The following is a 16,948-nucleotide window of genomic DNA, read 5'->3' on the forward strand; positions in this document are numbered from 1 at the left end:
ATATGCAAAAATCATCTACTATTTTCCGCCAAGAAGCCCCTTAACACTTCTCTGTGCATCAAAGACGGCAATATCGCTCGGAACGTTCTGCCCGTTAGTTATATATGACATAGGTGCCCCCGTGTGCATATGTATATTGTACAGATTTCCGGCTGAGCTTGTCTCGTCCATCTTGGTGAAAATCAGTTTATATTTCACGAGCTCCGAATATCCGTCAGCTATCTCAATAAGATCCCTGTATTTGGTTGTTGCGGAAAGTACGAGATAGTTTTCGGTTTCTACGCATTCTTCAAGTGCATTTATAAAACCTATCATTGTCATCTTCTGCTCTTCGTTATGAAGGCTGTGGCCTGCCGTATCAACCATGAGATAATCATAATCCTTGAAATCTTCAGCTGCCTGCTTCATCTCTTCAACAGAATAAATAACTCTGAAGGGAATATCCATAATGGTCGCATAAGTACGAAGCTGCTCAGCGGCAGCAATTCTGTAGGTATCAACTGTCAGCAGTGCTACCTTCTTCTTTCTGTTTATGCATAGATCCGAAGCCAGTTTCGCAATTGTTGTAGTCTTACCTACGCCGGTGGGACCTATGAAAATCTCAGCTATCGGACCATCCTGGCTCTCCTTGATTCTGCTGGCCGGTCCAAATTTAAGTACCATTTTCTGATAAACATTGGCAAGAACATATTCCATCGGAATATTGGGTTTACTTACCTTTTCAACCTCATCGGTAAGCTGATTTGCATAAATCTCATCAACCTCATTTTCTATCAGAGTATTGTATAGTACACGAACAAATGAAAGTGTCTCTTCCGATACAGTGTTCTTTTCCTCATGTATATCCGACTGTTCCTCAGAATACAGGTCTGTTTTCACATCATCCTTCTCGTTTTTGAGATTTTGCTCAAGAAGGTTATGAAGACTGTCCAGTTTTTCCTCGATTGCGCTGCTCTCCTCCTGCAAGACATGTTCCTTTACCGGCTCACGTTTCTGAGTTGCAGGGGACTGAGAAGCTGAAGAAACTTTTAACGGAGGAATCTCTCCGTCTGCCTGGGCCTTTAACAGTTTGTCTGCCATCGATGCGGGCTTACTTGGTCTTACTGTTTTTGAATCCTTTGCAGGTTTAACAGACCTTGTTACCTTTGATGGTTCGTCTTCCAGTGCTACCGTAACCTCTATTCTTGAAGGCGCAAAAATAGAGAAAAAGCCACTCTTTTTAACCGGTCTGACATTCATTATTACAATGTTGTCTCCCAGCTCCTTCTTTGCAATTTCTGTAGCATCCGATTCAGTTTTTCCGGTAAATTTTTTAATAATCATTTTATGCCGCTACCATTCCTACAGACTGCATTTCAACATTAGGTTCCACTTCGTTGTATGAAAGAACAATAAGGTCCTTATAATAATCTTCCGTCATCTTCTTAAAGTACATTCGAACTATCGGTGATGTCATGATAATGGGTATCATTCCGGCATCCTCAAGCTTTTTAGCCTGCTCACCGACAGACTTGAGTATTGCCTTGGTTCTGGTGGGATCAAGAGTAAGATAAGCACCTGTCTCTGTCTGCTTGACTGATTGCATTATCTCCTGCTCTATCTTCGGATCAAGTGTTATAACACTTGTAGTTTCACCTGGATAGAAGTACTTGTTGGAGATTGCCCTTCTAAGGCTCTGTCTCACATATTCGGTCAGAATATCACTGTCATGAGTTGATGGAGCGTAATCCGCCAGAGTCTCGAATATTGTAACGAGATCTCTTATTGAAATACCCTCTGAGAGAAGATTCTGAAGAACCTTTTCAATCTCGCCGAGGCTCATGAGCTTAGGTACAAGTTCATCAACAAGTGCAGGATTGTTCTCCTGCAGATTGTTAACAAGATTCTGAACATCCTGTCTTGTGAGAAGCTCTGCAATATGGTTTCTGATAACCTCCGTCAGATGAGTAGCAATGATTGAAGGAGGATCTACTACGGTATAACCGAGCGATTCCGCACGCTCTCTCTGGCTCTCTGTTATCCAGGTTGCAGGCAGATGGAATGAAGGCTCAAAGGTAGGAATACCCGTTATTTCCTCCTCGACGTTACCGGGGTTCATCGCCATATAGTGGTCGAACAGAATCTCGCCATCACTTACCTGAATGCCCTTAATCTTAATAATATACTGATTGGGATTGAGCTGAATATTATCACGAAGACGAATAATCGGCACCACAGTACCAAGCTCAAGCGCAATCTGTCTACGTATCATAACAACTCGGTCAAGAAGGTCACCACCCTGATTTACATCAGCAAGTGGGATAATGCCGTATCCGAATTCAAGCTCTATAGGATCAACCTGAAGAAGACTTGTAACATTTTCAGGCTGCCTGATTTCCTCAGCCTGTTGCTCCTCTTCAGCCATAACCTCTTCCTCAGTCGCACCAATCTTCGATTCTCTGTCCATAAGGAAACCCAGTCCCGCTATAAGGCCTCCGAGCGGTATATACAAAATATTAGGAAGCGGTGTAAATACGCCCAGAGCAGCCACTACGCCGCCAACCAGATACAATGTCTTGGACATGGAAAAGAGCTGCCCAATAAGAGCAGGTCCAAAGTCTGCTTCCTTGCCGCCTTTTGTAACAAGAATACCTGTGCTTAGCGACACAAGAAGTGAAGGTATGGAACTTACAAGTCCGTCACCCATTGTAAGGATGGAATATTTATCAAGTGCATCCGTTACAGGCATCCCCTGCCTGAGTACACCCATCAGGATACCACCGACAATATTTACTATGGTGATAATAAGTCCTGCAACCGAGTCTCCTTTTACATACTTCGTAGCACCGTCCATTGCTCCAAAGAAACTCGCTTCATTCTGGATCTTCTCACGTCTCTCTTTTGCTTCCTGATCTGTGATAGCTCCCGTGTTAAGATCGGCATCAATAGCCATCTGTTTACCGGGCATAGCATCCAGTGTGAATCGAGCCGATACTTCAGCGACACGCTCAGAACCTTTGTTGATAACCATGAACTGAACAAGAATAAGCATTCCGTACACAATCGCACCAATGATAAGATCTCCGGCTCCTACGAAAGATCCGAATACCTCAATAACCCTTCCGGCATCTCCTCCAGTGAGTATAAGACGCGTAGATGATACGTTAAGTGCAATACGGAAAATTGTGGTGAACAAAAGGATAGTCGGGAAGAATGACATATCCAGTACTTCCTTGGAAAACATGGCTGTAAAAAGTATCACAAAAGAAAGTGACAAATCCATCGCCAGAAGCGTATCCATCAGCCACGTAGGAATAGGGATAATGAGCATCATAATAGCTGCAACAAAATAAAGCGCTACTCCATAATCAAAAGCACGCTTTCTTATTGTTTCAAGCAAGCCTGAATTCATGATTATCCCCCTTTCCCCATTTTTTCATAATTATACATAATTAGTATAGCGCATACCATATATTGTGTTCAAGAGAAAAATGGGACACAAGTTTAGAGGAAGTTCTGCTCTACTCTGTATGACATCTCACCAGACTCGAAAATACCTCGCTAAGTAATTACACTTTTCCCTGCAGGTGATATACAAATGCCAGAACCTCAGCAACTGCCTGATACAGCTCCGGCGGGACAAACTCTCCGACTTCCACATTTGCATAAAGCATACGGGCAAGAGGCTTATTTTCAACTATTTCTATGCCATGTTCCTTGGCAACATCTTTGATTCTCTGAGCCAGATAATCCTCACCCTTTGCTACAACCTTAGGTGCATCGTAAAGATCAGCATCATAAGAAATCGCAACAGCATAATGAGTAGGGTTTGTGATGACAACATCTGCCTGAGGAAGCTCCTGCATCATTCGACGCTGTGAAGCCTGCATCATTCGGCGACGCTGCTGTCCCTTGATCTGAGGATCTCCTTCTGTATTCTTATATTCATCTTTTACTTCCTGCTTGGTCATTCTCATATCTTTCTTGAATTTCCTTCGCTGGAAGACAACATCTGCCGCCGCGATAATTACATAAATCGCAGCAATCCTTATTCCAACATCGATAACCATCGATCCCATAAGACCAATGGCCTGTTTTAAAGGCATATCATAGAGTGTAAAAAGCGACGCTGTGACACCTGTAAAATAGTTATATACAACAAAGCTTATTATAGCTATTTTGGCAATTGATTTAAAAAGTTCAAATAAAGATCTCGAAGAAAAAATCTTCTTAAAACCATTTATCGGATTAAGTTTACTAAGTTTGGGCTGAAGAGGCTTACTTGTCACCTTCCATCCAACCTGAGCAACATTAGACACAAGTCCGATAAGTAGAGCTGCAGCAAAAAAAGGCAGTGCCGTAAGAAACATGATAATTACCGCATGTTTCATCACTGCTGTAATATTCTGAAACGGAGTATTTCCGGAATGCATTATTATAATGTCTGGAATCTGAGTATATACATACTTGAACATTCCCGAAAAATTATTCCCCATATATCCGTAAAGAAGCCTGATCATAATAAAAAGCGCAAGAAGACCTGCCGCATTTCCAACCTCTCGGCTGTTAGCAACCTGTCCTTCATTTCTGGCATCCTGCAACTTTTTTGCTGTGGGTTCCTCGGTTTTTTCACCGCCGGGACCATCCGCAAAAAACTGCAAATCATAAGAGATCATAAGGCCATTATTAAGTTGTCCAAACTCCTCACATAAGGTCATTTATAAACTCCGTGATCATTTGTCGCATATTGGAAAATATGAAATCCGACGCATTGTAAAGCAACGTACTGGTTATATACATAATAAGCAGTCCAACGATAAGCTTGAGCTGCATACCAACAGCAAACATGTTCATCTGAGGTGCAACTCTTGCGAGCACACCCAAAATAACGTTCATCATGAATGTGACAATAAAAATCGGAAGACATATGCGAAAACCGATGATCATATACGCACTCAAAAACTTTATCATTGAGTTAAGAAGCTTATCCGAATTGAATATCGCTCCGTTAACCGGTATCAGCAAAAATGAATCCGCAAGAGCCGAAACAAAGTATCTGTACAAACCGCTCACAAGCATCATTGCAAGAAATGAATACTGGTAAAGACCTGCCGAGACAGGCACCTGCTCTCTTGAATTAGGACTCATTACCTGTACCATCGAAAGTCCGACCTGCATATCGGCAACCTGTCCTGCAAGCGAAGCTATCAAAGTACATATCTGTGCCGAGTAACCTATTATAAGTCCCGTAAAGAACTCCTTCAGGACAATTATGGTGTAGCCTAATACCGTGTTATACTCGAGGGTATTCACAGGTGCAAGGCCATATAAAAGAAAAGACAGGAATACCGAAAAACAGATTTTTACCCGGTGCGGTGTATTATTCATACTAAAAAAGGGCGCAATATAAACAAACATTGTCACCCTCACAAGTATTAGCAGAAATATCTCAAGGTCACCATAGGTGAATGTGAAATCTATCAAGTCATCATCCTCCGCTAATGAATGTACAGAGAAAAATCTGACCAAATTTTTACTACATAGTTGGACAGCTCAGTAAGCATCCAGTTTCCGAGAAGCATAAGCGCCAAAAAAGTAATAATTATCTTTGGCACAAATGTCAGAGTCTGATCCTGAATGGACGTAACAGTCTGGAAAATCGAAACAGAGAGACCAACTATGAGGGATACCAGAAGAACCGGCACCGCTATTTTTATAACCATGAATAAACCGTTACTCATGATGGCAGTTACATCATCTACTGTCATAGTTACCTCCTTAATAGAACGTCTTCACAAGGCTTCCGATTATCAGATTCCAGCCATCCGCAAGTACAAACAGCAGAATCTTGAACGGCATGGAAATAGTTGTCGGCGGCAACATCATCATACCCATACTCATAAGTACCGATGATACAACCATATCTATTACTATGAACGGAATATAAATCAAAAAGCCGATGATAAAAGCTGTCCTGAGTTCACTGATAAGGAAACTCGGAACCAAAACCGCATTGGGAATACTGTCCAGTTCCCCATCCCATTCAATATCATCAATTTCCATGAAAAGGCGAACATCCTTAGTCTGAGTCTGGCCATACATAAAATTCCTGAAAGGGATCATAGCTGTATCCAAAAACTCCTGCTGCTCTATTTCTCCCTTGTCAAAAGGAACAACTGCGGTGTCATACACCTCCTTAAGAGTCGGCTGCATAATGAAAAATGTAAGAAAAAGAGCAAGTCCGAGGAGAACCTGGTTGGGCGGTGATGTCTGCGTGGCAATAGCCGTTCTCGTAAAGTGAAGCACTATGATGATTCTGGTGAAACAGGTCATCATGATAAGAAGAAGCGGTGCTAGCGAGATAAGTGTCAGGGTAATAAGGATACGAAGCGCACCGTTTATAGTCCCGTTTCCGTTATCATAGGTTACAGTGACAGTATTTGCGATATTGAGTTCTTTAAGGTCGTCTGCATCCTTAGCGGAACCCGGCTCAGTTATATTCGTCCTCTCTCCGTCCGTCCCCGTAAGATTAGTCTCCCTGTCAACAGTCGGATCTGTAGGATGCGTATCATCTATGTAAGAGGTTGATGCATATATAGTCACAGACCCACTGTTAAAAATACAAAAAGCCATAACGAAAGAAAGGCATAACAAAGAAATGCCTTTCCTCAATAATGGCTTTAAATCAAATACTCCCCGAAAATTTTTCATACCTTTTACTTCTTCTTAAACCGCTCTAAAACTTTATCAAATTCCTTGGCAAAATCAACAGGTTCTGAACCCCTTACTGCCGGCGGTTCATACTCATCCTCCGAAAGCTCGGTCAGAAGAGTGACCGAATCTTTACTTACAGAAATTACCAGATACTTATTAACAACCCTCACAATCTGAAGATATTTTGTAGTTGAAATCCTACAGGTCTCCATTACCTCCATATTTGATGTGAAGGTGGATTGCTTCTGATATTTCGCAATCCATTTTGTTACATAATAGGTCGCAGCCAGGACCAGAAAAAACAATATAAGAACAGTAATCAGCTGCGCCACCGATGAAACTCTCATTTTTATGACCTTTCAGAAAATTACTGAACTATTTCTGTTACACGTACGCCGAAGCTTTCCTCGATTACTACAACCTCGCCCTTTGCAACAAACTTACCGTTAACAAGGACATCTACAGGTTCACCGGCAACCTTTTCAAGCTCTATGATGGTACCCGGTGCGAAATCAAGGATATCGGAAATTGCCTTAGCTGTACGACCAAGTTCAACTGTAACCTCAAGCGGAACGTCCTTGATAAGGCCGATATTCTCTCCGGCTGCCATCATGGGGCCACCACCCGCAAAGCTCTGGAACTGAGCAGGCTGAACATTTGCTCCCATCATCTGAGGCTGCATCATAGGCATACCCATAGGCATCATAGGCATACCCATCTGAGGCATACCCATCTGGGGCTGCATCCCCTGCATCATTGAAGGATCCATTGCAGGCATTCCCTGAGGTGCTGCGGCGCCCATGCCCATATCAGGTGCCATACCCATATCGGGTGCAGCTGCCGGAGCAGGCGCCGGTGCCGGAGCAGCTTCTTCAGCAGGTGCTTCGGTACTGATAGTATCCTTAAGGCTCTTAGCAAAATCTATAGGATACAACTGCATAAGAGTCGAATCCACGAGTTCACCGATCTGCAGTTTAAATGTAACGCGGCAGAAGGTTCCTGTCAGGAACTCAGAAATCTCACTTGGATCATCATCGATCATATCAAGCAGGGTAGCCTCCGGCGGACTGATATCGACTTTCTGACCAATCATGGTAGAAAGTGATGTTGCCGCAGCACCCATCATCTGGTTCATAGCCTCGGAAATAGCTGAAAGCTGAAGTTCCCCAACCTCACCCTCAGTATTTGTTCCGTCACCACCCATCATAAGATCGGTGATAACCATAACATCATGCTCCTTGAGGATAAGGATATTAGTACCCTCAAGACCAACCGTGTACTTAATCTGAATAAATACACAGGGTTTCTCATAATTATTTAAAACTGTATTCCAGTTAGCAAGCTCTACCTGAGGCGTAGTGATATTAACCTTCTGGTTAACAAGTGAATAGAGCGTTGTAGCTGAAGATCCCATACTGATATTGGCAACTTCACCTATCGCATCCTTTTCCTCATCATTCAGAAGACTCTCATCAATTTCTCCGGCAACGAAACCACCGCCACCGCCTGAAGGAGCATCTGCAGCAGGAGCATCTCCGCCCGCATCAGCAGCGGGAGCATCTCCGCCACCGGCATCACCACCTCCTGAATCCATACCGGCGAGCAGTGCATTTATTTCTTCCTGTGAAAGCATTCCATCCATGCTGCTACTCTTCCTCCTCTCTAATTACCGACGTTATCTTGACGGCGTACTTATCTTTAGCTGTTCCGGGCATTGCAGTGAACTTATAAATATCACCGACATATACCTGTAATTCGCTATTAACCTGATTATCAAGGCGAATTATATCGCCCCTCTGGAGCTGAACAAAATCGCTGACCGATACGTTACATTTCCCCAATATGGCCTTAACCGGAACATCGACATGTCTGACAAGAGACTCGAGATGTTCACCGTAAGTATCATCATCATGCTTCTGCATGGTTGAAAACCAGAACTTCGTATTCAACTTATCCATAACACTCTCAAGCGTGAAGTACGGAAGACAGATATTCATCAGTCCCTCGACATCACCGATCTTGATATTAAGTGTCACGATCGCGATCATATCAGTAGGTGAAATAACCTGTGCAAACTGCGGATTGGTTTCAATCCTCTCCATGATAGGATTTATCGCAAGAACGTTCTCCCACGGTTCAACCATAAGCTGCATACATATGGTTATCAGCTTCTCAATAAGCGGCATCTCAATATCGGTAAAGGGCCTTGTCTTATCAAGTCCGACGCCCTCTCCTCCGAGCATTCTGTCTATAAAGGCAAAACCGATATTGGCCTGAAGCTCAAGAATAATGGTTCCCTGCAAAGGTAAGAAATTTATAATTCCCAAAATTACAGGGTTACTCAGTGCGTTACTAAACTCCGAATATGTTACGGTCTCGGAGTTTGCCACCGAAACCTGCACATTTTTTCTAAGATAAAGCGGAAGTGTTGTTGATAACAATCTTCCATAATGTTCATAGATCATCTCGAGGGTTCTCAGGTGTTCCTTAGAGAACTTCGCCGGTCGTTTAAAGTCGTAATCCTTGACTTTCTTCTCATCCGCAGCGGACATCTGATCCACGTCGAGTTCACCGGTATTTAGAGCCGCGAGTAGATTATCTATCTCATTCTGTGATAATACTTCACTCAAGCGTAGATCACCTCACTTTTACAGTAACAAAGTACTTTCATAACAAACTCTTTTCATACTCCCCAAAATAAAGACTATATATATTACTGATATACGGTTCCGGAAAAGCTTACATCATAGATAAAGCCGGATCCGAAAAGTTCCTGTATCTGCTCCAGAAGAGTAGCTTTGGCTTCATCCTCATGCTGTCTGATCTCATCCAGTGTATACGCACCGATAACAGTGGTGATCTTGGACTTGATCATATCCTGATAGGTTGCAATTGCTTCATCCGTACCATAGGTATTGTAATCCTCATTGGATTTATCCATCGAAAGAACGATGGTTGTAAGCATATAGTGTGCTTTTCCGCTTCCGTCCTCTTTAAGCGTGATAGTCATATCAGCAATGGAATATGATGCAACATTTGCAATATCCACATTACCTGTAGCGGATCCCGAAAATCCCTGACCGTTTTCACCACCGTTGGCCTCAATCTGAAGAGCGGCTGCGATATCTCCGATAAGAGCAACTGCCTGATTGTTGGTGGTCATGACCGTCAGCATCATAAATCCTGTCATACCTGTGTTAACTAAAAGTAAAGCCAAAATAATAATTGCAAGCAGGTTCTTTTTCATTTTTTGTCTCCCTTTTAATACATTGGACTGAGCGGATTGTATATCCTTATCTCTACTCGCCTGTTCCTTGCTCTTCCCTCCGGTGTGGAATTGTCCGCAACCGGTTCATACTCTCCTCTTCCCGAATGCTTCAACTTTGAAGGGTCAAGATTGGTATTCTCAACAAAGTAGTAGAATACCGAAAGTGCTCTTGCATCACTAAGTTCATCATTGTTTGTTATCTTACCTGAAGATCTGTGCATCGGAACATTATCTGTATGTCCCTCGATCTCTATCGTCCCACCGGCATATCTCTCAAGAACCGAACCGACTTTATTAAGAATCGAGTCTGCTCCCGGCTTAAGTACAGCGTTACCGGTGTCAAACAAAATCGCTCCCTGAAGTGTCAGCTGCACGAACTGGCTGGTAAAATTAACATCAACCTGTTTTGCCACATCCAATGAATCCAGAGCTTCATTGACCTCAGCTGCCAGCGCCTCCGAAGCCTTGAGCTGTTCAGCCTCAGCCGCCTCCTGAGTTTCCTCGGAATTAGCACCTTGCTTGGTAGCATCACTCTCTGTAGACATCTCTGTGGAATCACCCTCGGAACCAGTTCCGGTTGCATCTCCTTCCGATCCGCTTCCTTCTCCTCCGGTTCCCTGCATGACACCACTGGTGTCTCCTTCTGTGTTTATTCCAGCTCCGCCGCTCTCACTGGCATTTTCGCCCTCGGAATCGGTAATATCCTCATCCTGGGAACCTGACTGAGATACACCCATTGAGATAATATAGTTGGACAGCTGATTGAGCTGTGAAATACCGTCTCCGACCAACGCGCCCTGACCAAGTGCAGCTTCACCACCCTGGAAAATACCAAAGGCTGAACTGAAGGATGCGGCAACCTCCTCGAACTTCTGCGCATCCATGGTAGCCATAGAGAAAAGCAAAACGAAGAAGCAAAGGAGCAGATTCATAAGGTCACCGAAAGTACCCTGCCACGCCGGCAAACCGGGCTTTATTTCTTCTGGTTTTTTAGCCATTATTCTCCTCCGCCTCCGTCACCGGTGCCGTTCTCTGCCTCATAAGCAGCTCTGTTAGCAGGTGAAAGGAACGATTTAAGCTTCTCCTCTGTTACACGCGGGTTTTCGCCTGCCTGTATAGAAAGAAGTCCCTCAATGACAATACTTTTCATTGTATATTCTGCATTATCCCTTGCCTTGAGCTTATTCTCGGCAGGGTAGCAAAACCAGTTCGCAAGAACCGATCCGTAGAACGTTGTGATAAGGGCAACGGCCATGGACGGTCCGATTGATGAAGGATCTGACATGTTCTGCAGCATAAGAACCAGTCCCAGAAGGGTTCCGATCATACCCCAGGAAGGTCCCATACCTGCAACATCAGCAAAGAATGTATAATTCTCTTTATGTCTTTCCGACATAGCATCTATCTCAGCTTCAAGAATAGCCTTAACCAGTTCGGGCTCGGTACCATCAACTATAAGTCCGACACCCTTCTTCATGAAAGCATCTTCAATGTTGCTGGCAGCTTCTTCCAATGCCAGAAGTCCCTCTTTACGTGCAGTATTGGAAAGATCAATTATCTGCTTGATAACAGCCTTAGTATCATCCGCCGGCATCTTAAAAATCAGCGTGTAGGATTTAAGGCCGTTAATGAAACTGGGCATGGTCCTGGATGCCAAAACCGCCATGAAAGCTCCGCCAAACGTGATCATCGCGGAAGGCGCGTCGACGAAGTATTTAACACCGGTGATACCGGCACCAAACACAATACTCAGAATCATGAAAACGAAACAAAGCACTACACCAAGTAATGACGCTATATCCACTTAGTTTTCTCCTCTCATAAAAAAACTTTAGCCGAACTTATTTCTCGTTACATTTCTTCATGATCTCAGGAACAGATTCCTGTACAATAAACTTACGTCCATTCGCCATAATAATGACTGTGTCGGGGGTGGCCTCCACTGTTTCTATAAGATCCTCATTGACCAGCATAATGCGGCCATCAATTCTGGTAATCTCAATCAATTTTTAGCCCTCATATAATTATTTTTTGAAAAAAGCATTCAGAAAATAATCTCCCCTGAAACAAAATTATCACGAATCAGTTTAATTAAGATAATTTTATCATGCTTTTTCGATGAATAGGCATCCTGAAAGACGCAAAAACACAGCTTTTGTATTTTTATTTCAAAATATATAGTTTTTGATGAAATAAAATTACACGCTACATCTTGTGCATACTTCATTTTTGATTATACAACATCTCGTGATTTATTAAAATAGTTTTGGCTCTTTTTCTGAAATAATGATGGCCTGTTTTTACTTTAAAGAATTTTTCGGGTTTGTTTATTTGTATTTTATATTTGGGAATCTGTTTTCCTGAGATTCGATTTTGAAAATTGAAATTTTATTTCACTATTATAAAGGATTTCTTGTAATTAATTTTCATCATTCTTTTTATCTTCCTCTCCTAATTTCTTCTCCTGCTCTTTTTCAGAGTCAGATTTTCTATACATATATGATATCCATATAAGAGAAAAAGCTACTATCAGGATGCAGATGATCGTTATAATATTTGTCATTATTGTTGTATACATTTTTAATCTCCATTTCTTATGTTTTTGCACAGCAAAACAAGGACAGGTCTCTTCTGTCCCAGATCAGTAAGTTACATATGAAGATAAAAATGATTATTTTGCCCCGTCCTGGCTATGAATATAGCGGATCAATGTTCTCCTGGAGCAAATTATATTTGTCCATGGAAAAACGGACGGCAGTACCGATGTATAGAATGCACCCTCGGAAATCAGGATACATAATATCAATGATAGAATTACAATTCTTTTACTTGCAGCACTATTCTCAAGTCTTTTGATGACTTCCGATACGGCGCGAACGCCTCTGACTTCGGAAGCATCAATTATAAACGAATCATTTGCTTTAAAAAAATTGACGGGTTTTAAAGGGTAAATAACACAGTCAGCGCATGTCACCACCCTATTTCCATAGTAATCAGAGAGTTCAGCTGTCTCATGTGCATCAAAAAACAGGCCACCTGCAATGATGGCCATAGTCAAAATAAATAATAATGCAGTTGAAAACTTGGATGTTTTCATCTTTATACCTTCTGAAAAAAATATCTTGAGTTACGCCTTTTGAGGAGACATTAGCTTTTGAACATATTCTTTAGTTACGTGATATTGTGCTACAATTGCAGAAATTATGTCATTATCAGCGTTTCCAACAGAGCGCATAACTTCAATAGCTCCTATAATTTTAGTTTTTATGTATAATCTTCCATTGCCTTACACACGTCAACAAATTCCTCCGTTTCATCAAATTCTAGTTGCTAATTGGCAACCCTGTTTAAGAAAATTGCTGATTCGCGACTAACTCTTCTGTGGTTCGTAGCTTTGATAATTATCTCACTTCCATCATACAATAAAAAATTGAATGCGTCTGCGAAAATTGATTTATTAGAAAAATATTTCTTTCCTTCCGTGTCAACTATCCCCAACTATTTTCGACAATATTAAAGGCGCTCGATTGAGCGCCTTTAATATTATACTTAGCCTTTATCTCCCCCTCGCTAAGTTATTACCTCTTCAGATTTGTCAGCTCCTCAAGGAGTGTATCTGAAACTGTGATGATTCGGCTGTTAGCCTGGAATCCACGCTGAGTTGTGATCATGCTGGTGAACTCACTTGAAAGGTCTACGTTTGACATTTCCAGAACACCTGTGGTGATGTATCCGCCGTCTGTTGTTACATCCTGGATTGTAGCTTCACCGGAGTTAAGTGTCTGTGTATAGAGGTTATCACCATTCTTCTCAAGACCTGATGCGTTAGCAAATTCTGCTGTTGCGATCTGTCCAAGGAGCTTTGTCTGACCGTTTGAATAGGTTGCGTAGATTGTTCCGTCCTTACCGATTGTAACACCGTTCATCTCGCCGACTGCACGTCCGGTCTTAAGACTTTCCTTATCACCCTTAACTGCTCCGATTGTGGAGGTTGCCATTGTATTGTAGTTAGTTGTGGATGAGAAATCCATGTTTACATCTGTGAAACCTGCCATCTTAGGCTGTCCATCGATAACAGCGTCCTGGTTGAAATTAAGAACGATCTTCTCTGTGGGCTGCTCGATGGCGCCGGTCTTTGCATTGTACTTAAGTGTAATTGCGTTGTTTACAATCTGAAGTGTTCCGTCATCAAGGATGTGATAGGTAAGTGTCTCGTAGTTTCCGGAAGTCTTGTCAGGTGTGTAGTTATAAACATCCGGGAAGAAATCTGCTGTAGCTGTTGCATCGAAGATCTCTGATACATAGCCGGTTCTCGGAATCTTGTCATAAACTGTCTTGCCTTCTTCACTTGCATTCTTGTATGTAGCTGTTGTCTCGTCCTCATCAATTTCGAATGTAAGCTGTGTCTCGGTTGTTGTCTTTGTAATTGCAAAGCTCTTTACACCTGAGTTATTCTTTGTTCCGATTGTAAGAGTTGATCCGTCATCGCTGAGCTTATAGGTAACATCATCATTACCGGGTGTGTAGTTGTAGATAGCTTTTAGTACATTCTTCTGTGAGTTTGTAAGTGAGCTGATATTTCCTGAAAGCGGTACTGCTGTCTCAACTTCGCTCTTGTAATTTCTGTATACGATGTTTGATCCGGTATTCATGTAAACCGAATAGGTATTTTGGTTCTGATATTCGTTAGCAGCTGACTTTGTACTTGTGGTCTTGTAGATAGTAATCTTACCATCTGTGGCAATTTCATATTTGTAGGTATATGTACTGTTGTCATCAGATGCAGGGATATCATTTGCTGTCATGCCGTAGCATTCAAGTATTTCAAGTGATTCGGGATCAAGACTTGAAAGAGAACCCTTTCTGTCAAACTTATGATTTGTCTTATCCTTACTGAAAACAGCTGTTGTTCCTTCTGTTGAGTAAACATATTTTGTGCTGTCATAAGGTCTTTCGGTAAGCTGTGTGGTTGCAACTGTCGTTTTTTCAACAGTCATCTCTCCGGTATCAGAAATCGTATATTGATATGTGTACAGCTCTGTACCGGTTGCATTCTGTGCCGGAAGTGCTGTTGCTGTAAGCCCCAGAGCTGTAAGTACATCTGCATCAGTTGATGCACTAATAGTATCAGTTATATTTACTTCTTTTGTTGTTGATGCACTAACTTCAATTGTCACTTTACCTGTAGGATTATCATAACTTCCTGCCTGAACAGTCAGATTCCTGGTAAGTGTTCCATCTCCTGCTACAGTTGTTTCAACCTTGATAATATCGATTTTTCCGTTTGTAAGGTTGATTGTATAGCTGTAATTATGATTCGCATCTACCGGATAGTTTGATCTGGATAAACCATATGCCTTTAACAGATCATCCGTTAAAACATTAGGCCCGGATGCAGTTTCGGGAACATCTATATTAGTATCTGTATTTCTGTTATTCAATGTAATTGTTCCCGAATCATACTTAACTATTCTGTAATCTGCATCAAGCGGCTTTTCTTCATGTGATTCACCGTTTCTATACAGTGTAAGACCTGATACTCCGTCAGATGAAAGTGTATATGAATAAGTTACACTGTCTTCGCCTGTCTTAGGAGTATAATCAAGGTCATCAACCTTTAAACCAAACATTGACTCCAAAACTTCCTTCTGACTGGAATCAAGAACACCTGTATTGGGCATATCCAGAGTTCTGGGAAGTGTTGCATAAGTGGAATTCTCATAGGTTCCGTATGTAACTGTGGTATCTGTGCTGCTGTTCTTATAATAGGTTCCAAGGCTTGATGATGATGTATCTGCCTGTGTTACAGGGTATACGCTGATGGAGCCGTCGGTGTTAATTGTGTAATAATCTGTAGATGCTACTGAGGTATCTCCTGCTACTCCGACTGTAAGTCCGTATACATTTCTCAGAAGTGTGGGTGCCTTATCAACGAGATCTGAAATTGCTCCGCTTGTAGGAATTCCTGAGTATGCGGTTGATCCTGCCGAATTTTTAAAGGATACGTTCTTGGCACCAACTGTTGCTGTATAGTTTACTGTTGTAACTGTCTTTGTCCATGAATCGCGAAGTCCGTAGGTCTGCTCATCATTATCAAGGTCTGTGAAGGTTACGTTGCTGAGCTTCTCTGCGCCGATTGTATTTCCCTTGGAATCAAGGATATCTTCGAGAGTCATTGTATAAGTATGCTCGAGGTCATCAACGTCGCGAACAGCGAATTTTGCTGTGTAGAGATAACCAAGATTGTCGTAGAACTCGAGAGTTACGGTTTTTCCGTTATCACTTGTGATGTTTGTATCGTTTGCGTCGATGTTACCGCTTACGAGACCTTCGGTTGTTCCTTCCGGAGGATATGTCATGTTCTCGGCACTCATGATCTGAAGTTTGCCGATACCGCCGTTTGTGTTAACGGTGATGGCACCTGTCTCGGGATCTTCCTGTGCTGACCAGCCGTATACAAAGTAACCTGTTGACTGCATTGCAAGGTTTCCTGCACCGTCTACGTAGAAGGAACCGTCTCTTGTAAACATTGTCTGGTTTCCGTTATTTACTACATAGAAAGCGTCGCCGGTAATTCGCATATCGAACGGATTGTTAGTTGTTTCCGTTGCGCCCTGCTGAGTGATTGCTGTTGCAATCGCGCCTGATTTTGCACCAAGACCAATCTGACGTGCATTGATACCACCAGTTCTCTCGGTAGCTCTGGATGCGCGCTGCGTAGTCTGGTACATCAAATCACTGAAGGTGATAGACTGTGACTTGAAGGATGTGGTGTTAACGTTCGCGATGTTATTACCGATAACATCCATCTTGACCTGGTGGGTCTTAAGTCCTGCTACACCAGAAAAAAGTGATCTCATCATAAGGCATGTCCTCCTACTTTGATGGGGGACGGCACACATATTCTATTTTCCGGTTGGAATGAAAAAGAAGGGGAAACGTGATTGAATTCCGTCTGGCGTTCGGGAATTCGTGACCTCCTTAGAT

General features: G+C 42.4%; 16 protein-coding genes. All 16 read right to left on the reverse strand.

Features of this window, described 5'->3' with window-relative positions; genetic code table 11:
* Positions 1–18: 18 nt before the first annotated feature.
* Positions 19–1,323, reverse strand: coding sequence for a flagellar biosynthesis protein FlhF (flhF, locus tag BMW61_RS02020; RefSeq protein WP_091819539.1), 1,305 nt, complete (start codon positions 1,321–1,323; stop codon positions 19–21).
* Position 1,324: 1 nt separating this feature from the next.
* On the reverse strand, positions 1,325–3,391 hold the full coding sequence (gene flhA / locus BMW61_RS02025) for a flagellar biosynthesis protein FlhA (RefSeq protein ID WP_091819540.1): 2,067 nt from the start codon (positions 3,389–3,391) through the stop codon (positions 1,325–1,327).
* A 157-nt stretch (positions 3,392–3,548) separates the two neighbouring features.
* Positions 3,549–4,697 carry a flagellar biosynthesis protein FlhB gene (gene flhB, locus BMW61_RS02030; RefSeq protein ID WP_022760153.1) on the reverse strand — a complete coding sequence of 383 codons (1,149 nt, stop codon included), beginning with the start codon at positions 4,695–4,697 and terminating at the stop codon, positions 3,549–3,551.
* Entirely contained in the window at positions 4,684–5,463 is a 780-nt protein-coding gene (locus BMW61_RS02035) for a flagellar biosynthetic protein FliR (protein WP_022760154.1), read from the reverse strand. The genes flhB and BMW61_RS02035 overlap by 14 nt, the downstream gene beginning before the upstream one ends.
* Before the next feature lie 14 nt (positions 5,464–5,477).
* Positions 5,478–5,747 (reverse strand): flagellar biosynthesis protein FliQ, encoded by a 270-nt coding sequence (gene fliQ, locus BMW61_RS02040; protein WP_022760155.1) that lies wholly within the window; start codon positions 5,745–5,747, stop codon positions 5,478–5,480.
* Between the two features lie 10 nt (positions 5,748–5,757).
* Positions 5,758–6,582 carry a flagellar type III secretion system pore protein FliP gene (gene fliP / locus BMW61_RS02045; RefSeq protein ID WP_242876579.1) on the reverse strand — a complete coding sequence of 275 codons (825 nt, stop codon included), beginning with the start codon at positions 6,580–6,582 and terminating at the stop codon, positions 5,758–5,760.
* A gap of 113 nt (positions 6,583–6,695) precedes the next feature.
* Positions 6,696–7,040: a flagellar biosynthetic protein FliO gene (locus BMW61_RS02050; protein WP_022760157.1), complete on the reverse strand. Its 345-nt coding sequence runs from the start codon at positions 7,038–7,040 to the stop codon at positions 6,696–6,698.
* Positions 7,041–7,060: 20 nt separating this feature from the next.
* On the reverse strand, positions 7,061–8,335 hold the full coding sequence (fliY, locus tag BMW61_RS02055; protein ID WP_022760158.1) for a flagellar motor switch phosphatase FliY: 1,275 nt from the start codon (positions 8,333–8,335) through the stop codon (positions 7,061–7,063).
* 4 nt (positions 8,336–8,339) lie between these two features.
* Positions 8,340–9,323, reverse strand: coding sequence for a flagellar motor switch protein FliM (fliM, locus tag BMW61_RS02060; protein WP_026497399.1), 984 nt, complete (start codon positions 9,321–9,323; stop codon positions 8,340–8,342).
* Positions 9,324–9,406: 83 nt separating this feature from the next.
* Positions 9,407–9,940, reverse strand: a complete 534-nt coding sequence (locus BMW61_RS02065) for a flagellar basal body-associated FliL family protein (RefSeq protein ID WP_022760160.1) — start codon at positions 9,938–9,940, stop codon at positions 9,407–9,409.
* Between the two features lie 14 nt (positions 9,941–9,954).
* Positions 9,955–10,959 carry an OmpA/MotB family protein gene (locus BMW61_RS02070; protein WP_091819542.1) on the reverse strand — a complete coding sequence of 335 codons (1,005 nt, stop codon included), beginning with the start codon at positions 10,957–10,959 and terminating at the stop codon, positions 9,955–9,957.
* Positions 10,959–11,765: a motility protein A gene (locus tag BMW61_RS02075; protein WP_091819543.1), complete on the reverse strand. Its 807-nt coding sequence runs from the start codon at positions 11,763–11,765 to the stop codon at positions 10,959–10,961. The genes BMW61_RS02070 and BMW61_RS02075 overlap by 1 nt, the downstream gene beginning before the upstream one ends.
* A gap of 37 nt (positions 11,766–11,802) precedes the next feature.
* Positions 11,803–11,967: a flagellar FlbD family protein gene (locus BMW61_RS02080; protein ID WP_022760163.1), complete on the reverse strand. Its 165-nt coding sequence runs from the start codon at positions 11,965–11,967 to the stop codon at positions 11,803–11,805.
* A gap of 413 nt (positions 11,968–12,380) precedes the next feature.
* Entirely contained in the window at positions 12,381–12,539 is a 159-nt protein-coding gene (locus BMW61_RS21750) for a hypothetical protein (protein WP_175475067.1), read from the reverse strand.
* Positions 12,540–12,632: 93 nt separating this feature from the next.
* Positions 12,633–13,058, reverse strand: coding sequence for a hypothetical protein (locus BMW61_RS02085; RefSeq protein WP_091819544.1), 426 nt, complete (start codon positions 13,056–13,058; stop codon positions 12,633–12,635).
* Positions 13,059–13,539: 481 nt separating this feature from the next.
* A complete protein-coding gene (locus BMW61_RS22780) occupies positions 13,540–16,824 on the reverse strand; it encodes a flagellar hook-basal body complex protein (protein ID WP_026497395.1) in 3,285 nt (1,094 codons plus the stop codon).
* Between the last annotated feature and the right edge of the window lie 124 nt (positions 16,825–16,948).

Source organism: Butyrivibrio sp. ob235, from assembly GCF_900109475.1.
Taxonomy (GTDB): domain Bacteria; phylum Bacillota; class Clostridia; order Lachnospirales; family Lachnospiraceae; genus Butyrivibrio.

What these genes read in the sequence shown, in the direction of transcription:
- BMW61_RS02070 (WP_091819542.1), bottom strand. Translation starts at nt 10,959, where the DNA reads ATGGCTAAAAAACCAGAAGAAATAAAGCCCGGTTTGCCGGCGTGGCAG.
- fliQ (WP_022760155.1), bottom strand. Translation starts at nt 5,747, where the DNA reads ATGACAGTAGATGATGTAACTGCCATCATGAGTAACGGTTTATTCATG.
- BMW61_RS02050 (WP_022760157.1), bottom strand. Translation starts at nt 7,040, where the DNA reads ATGAGAGTTTCATCGGTGGCGCAGCTGATTACTGTTCTTATATTGTTT.
- BMW61_RS21750 (WP_175475067.1), bottom strand. Translation starts at nt 12,539, where the DNA reads ATGTATACAACAATAATGACAAATATTATAACGATCATCTGCATCCTG.
- BMW61_RS22780 (WP_026497395.1), bottom strand. Translation starts at nt 16,824, where the DNA reads ATGATGAGATCACTTTTTTCTGGTGTAGCAGGACTTAAGACCCACCAG.
- fliY (WP_022760158.1), bottom strand. Translation starts at nt 8,335, where the DNA reads ATGGATGGAATGCTTTCACAGGAAGAAATAAATGCACTGCTCGCCGGT.
- BMW61_RS02065 (WP_022760160.1), bottom strand. Translation starts at nt 9,940, where the DNA reads ATGAAAAAGAACCTGCTTGCAATTATTATTTTGGCTTTACTTTTAGTT.
- flhF (WP_091819539.1), bottom strand. Translation starts at nt 1,323, where the DNA reads ATGATTATTAAAAAATTTACCGGAAAAACTGAATCGGATGCTACAGAA.
- flhA (WP_091819540.1), bottom strand. Translation starts at nt 3,391, where the DNA reads ATGAATTCAGGCTTGCTTGAAACAATAAGAAAGCGTGCTTTTGATTAT.
- flhB (WP_022760153.1), bottom strand. Translation starts at nt 4,697, where the DNA reads ATGACCTTATGTGAGGAGTTTGGACAACTTAATAATGGCCTTATGATC.
- BMW61_RS02085 (WP_091819544.1), bottom strand. Translation starts at nt 13,058, where the DNA reads ATGAAAACATCCAAGTTTTCAACTGCATTATTATTTATTTTGACTATG.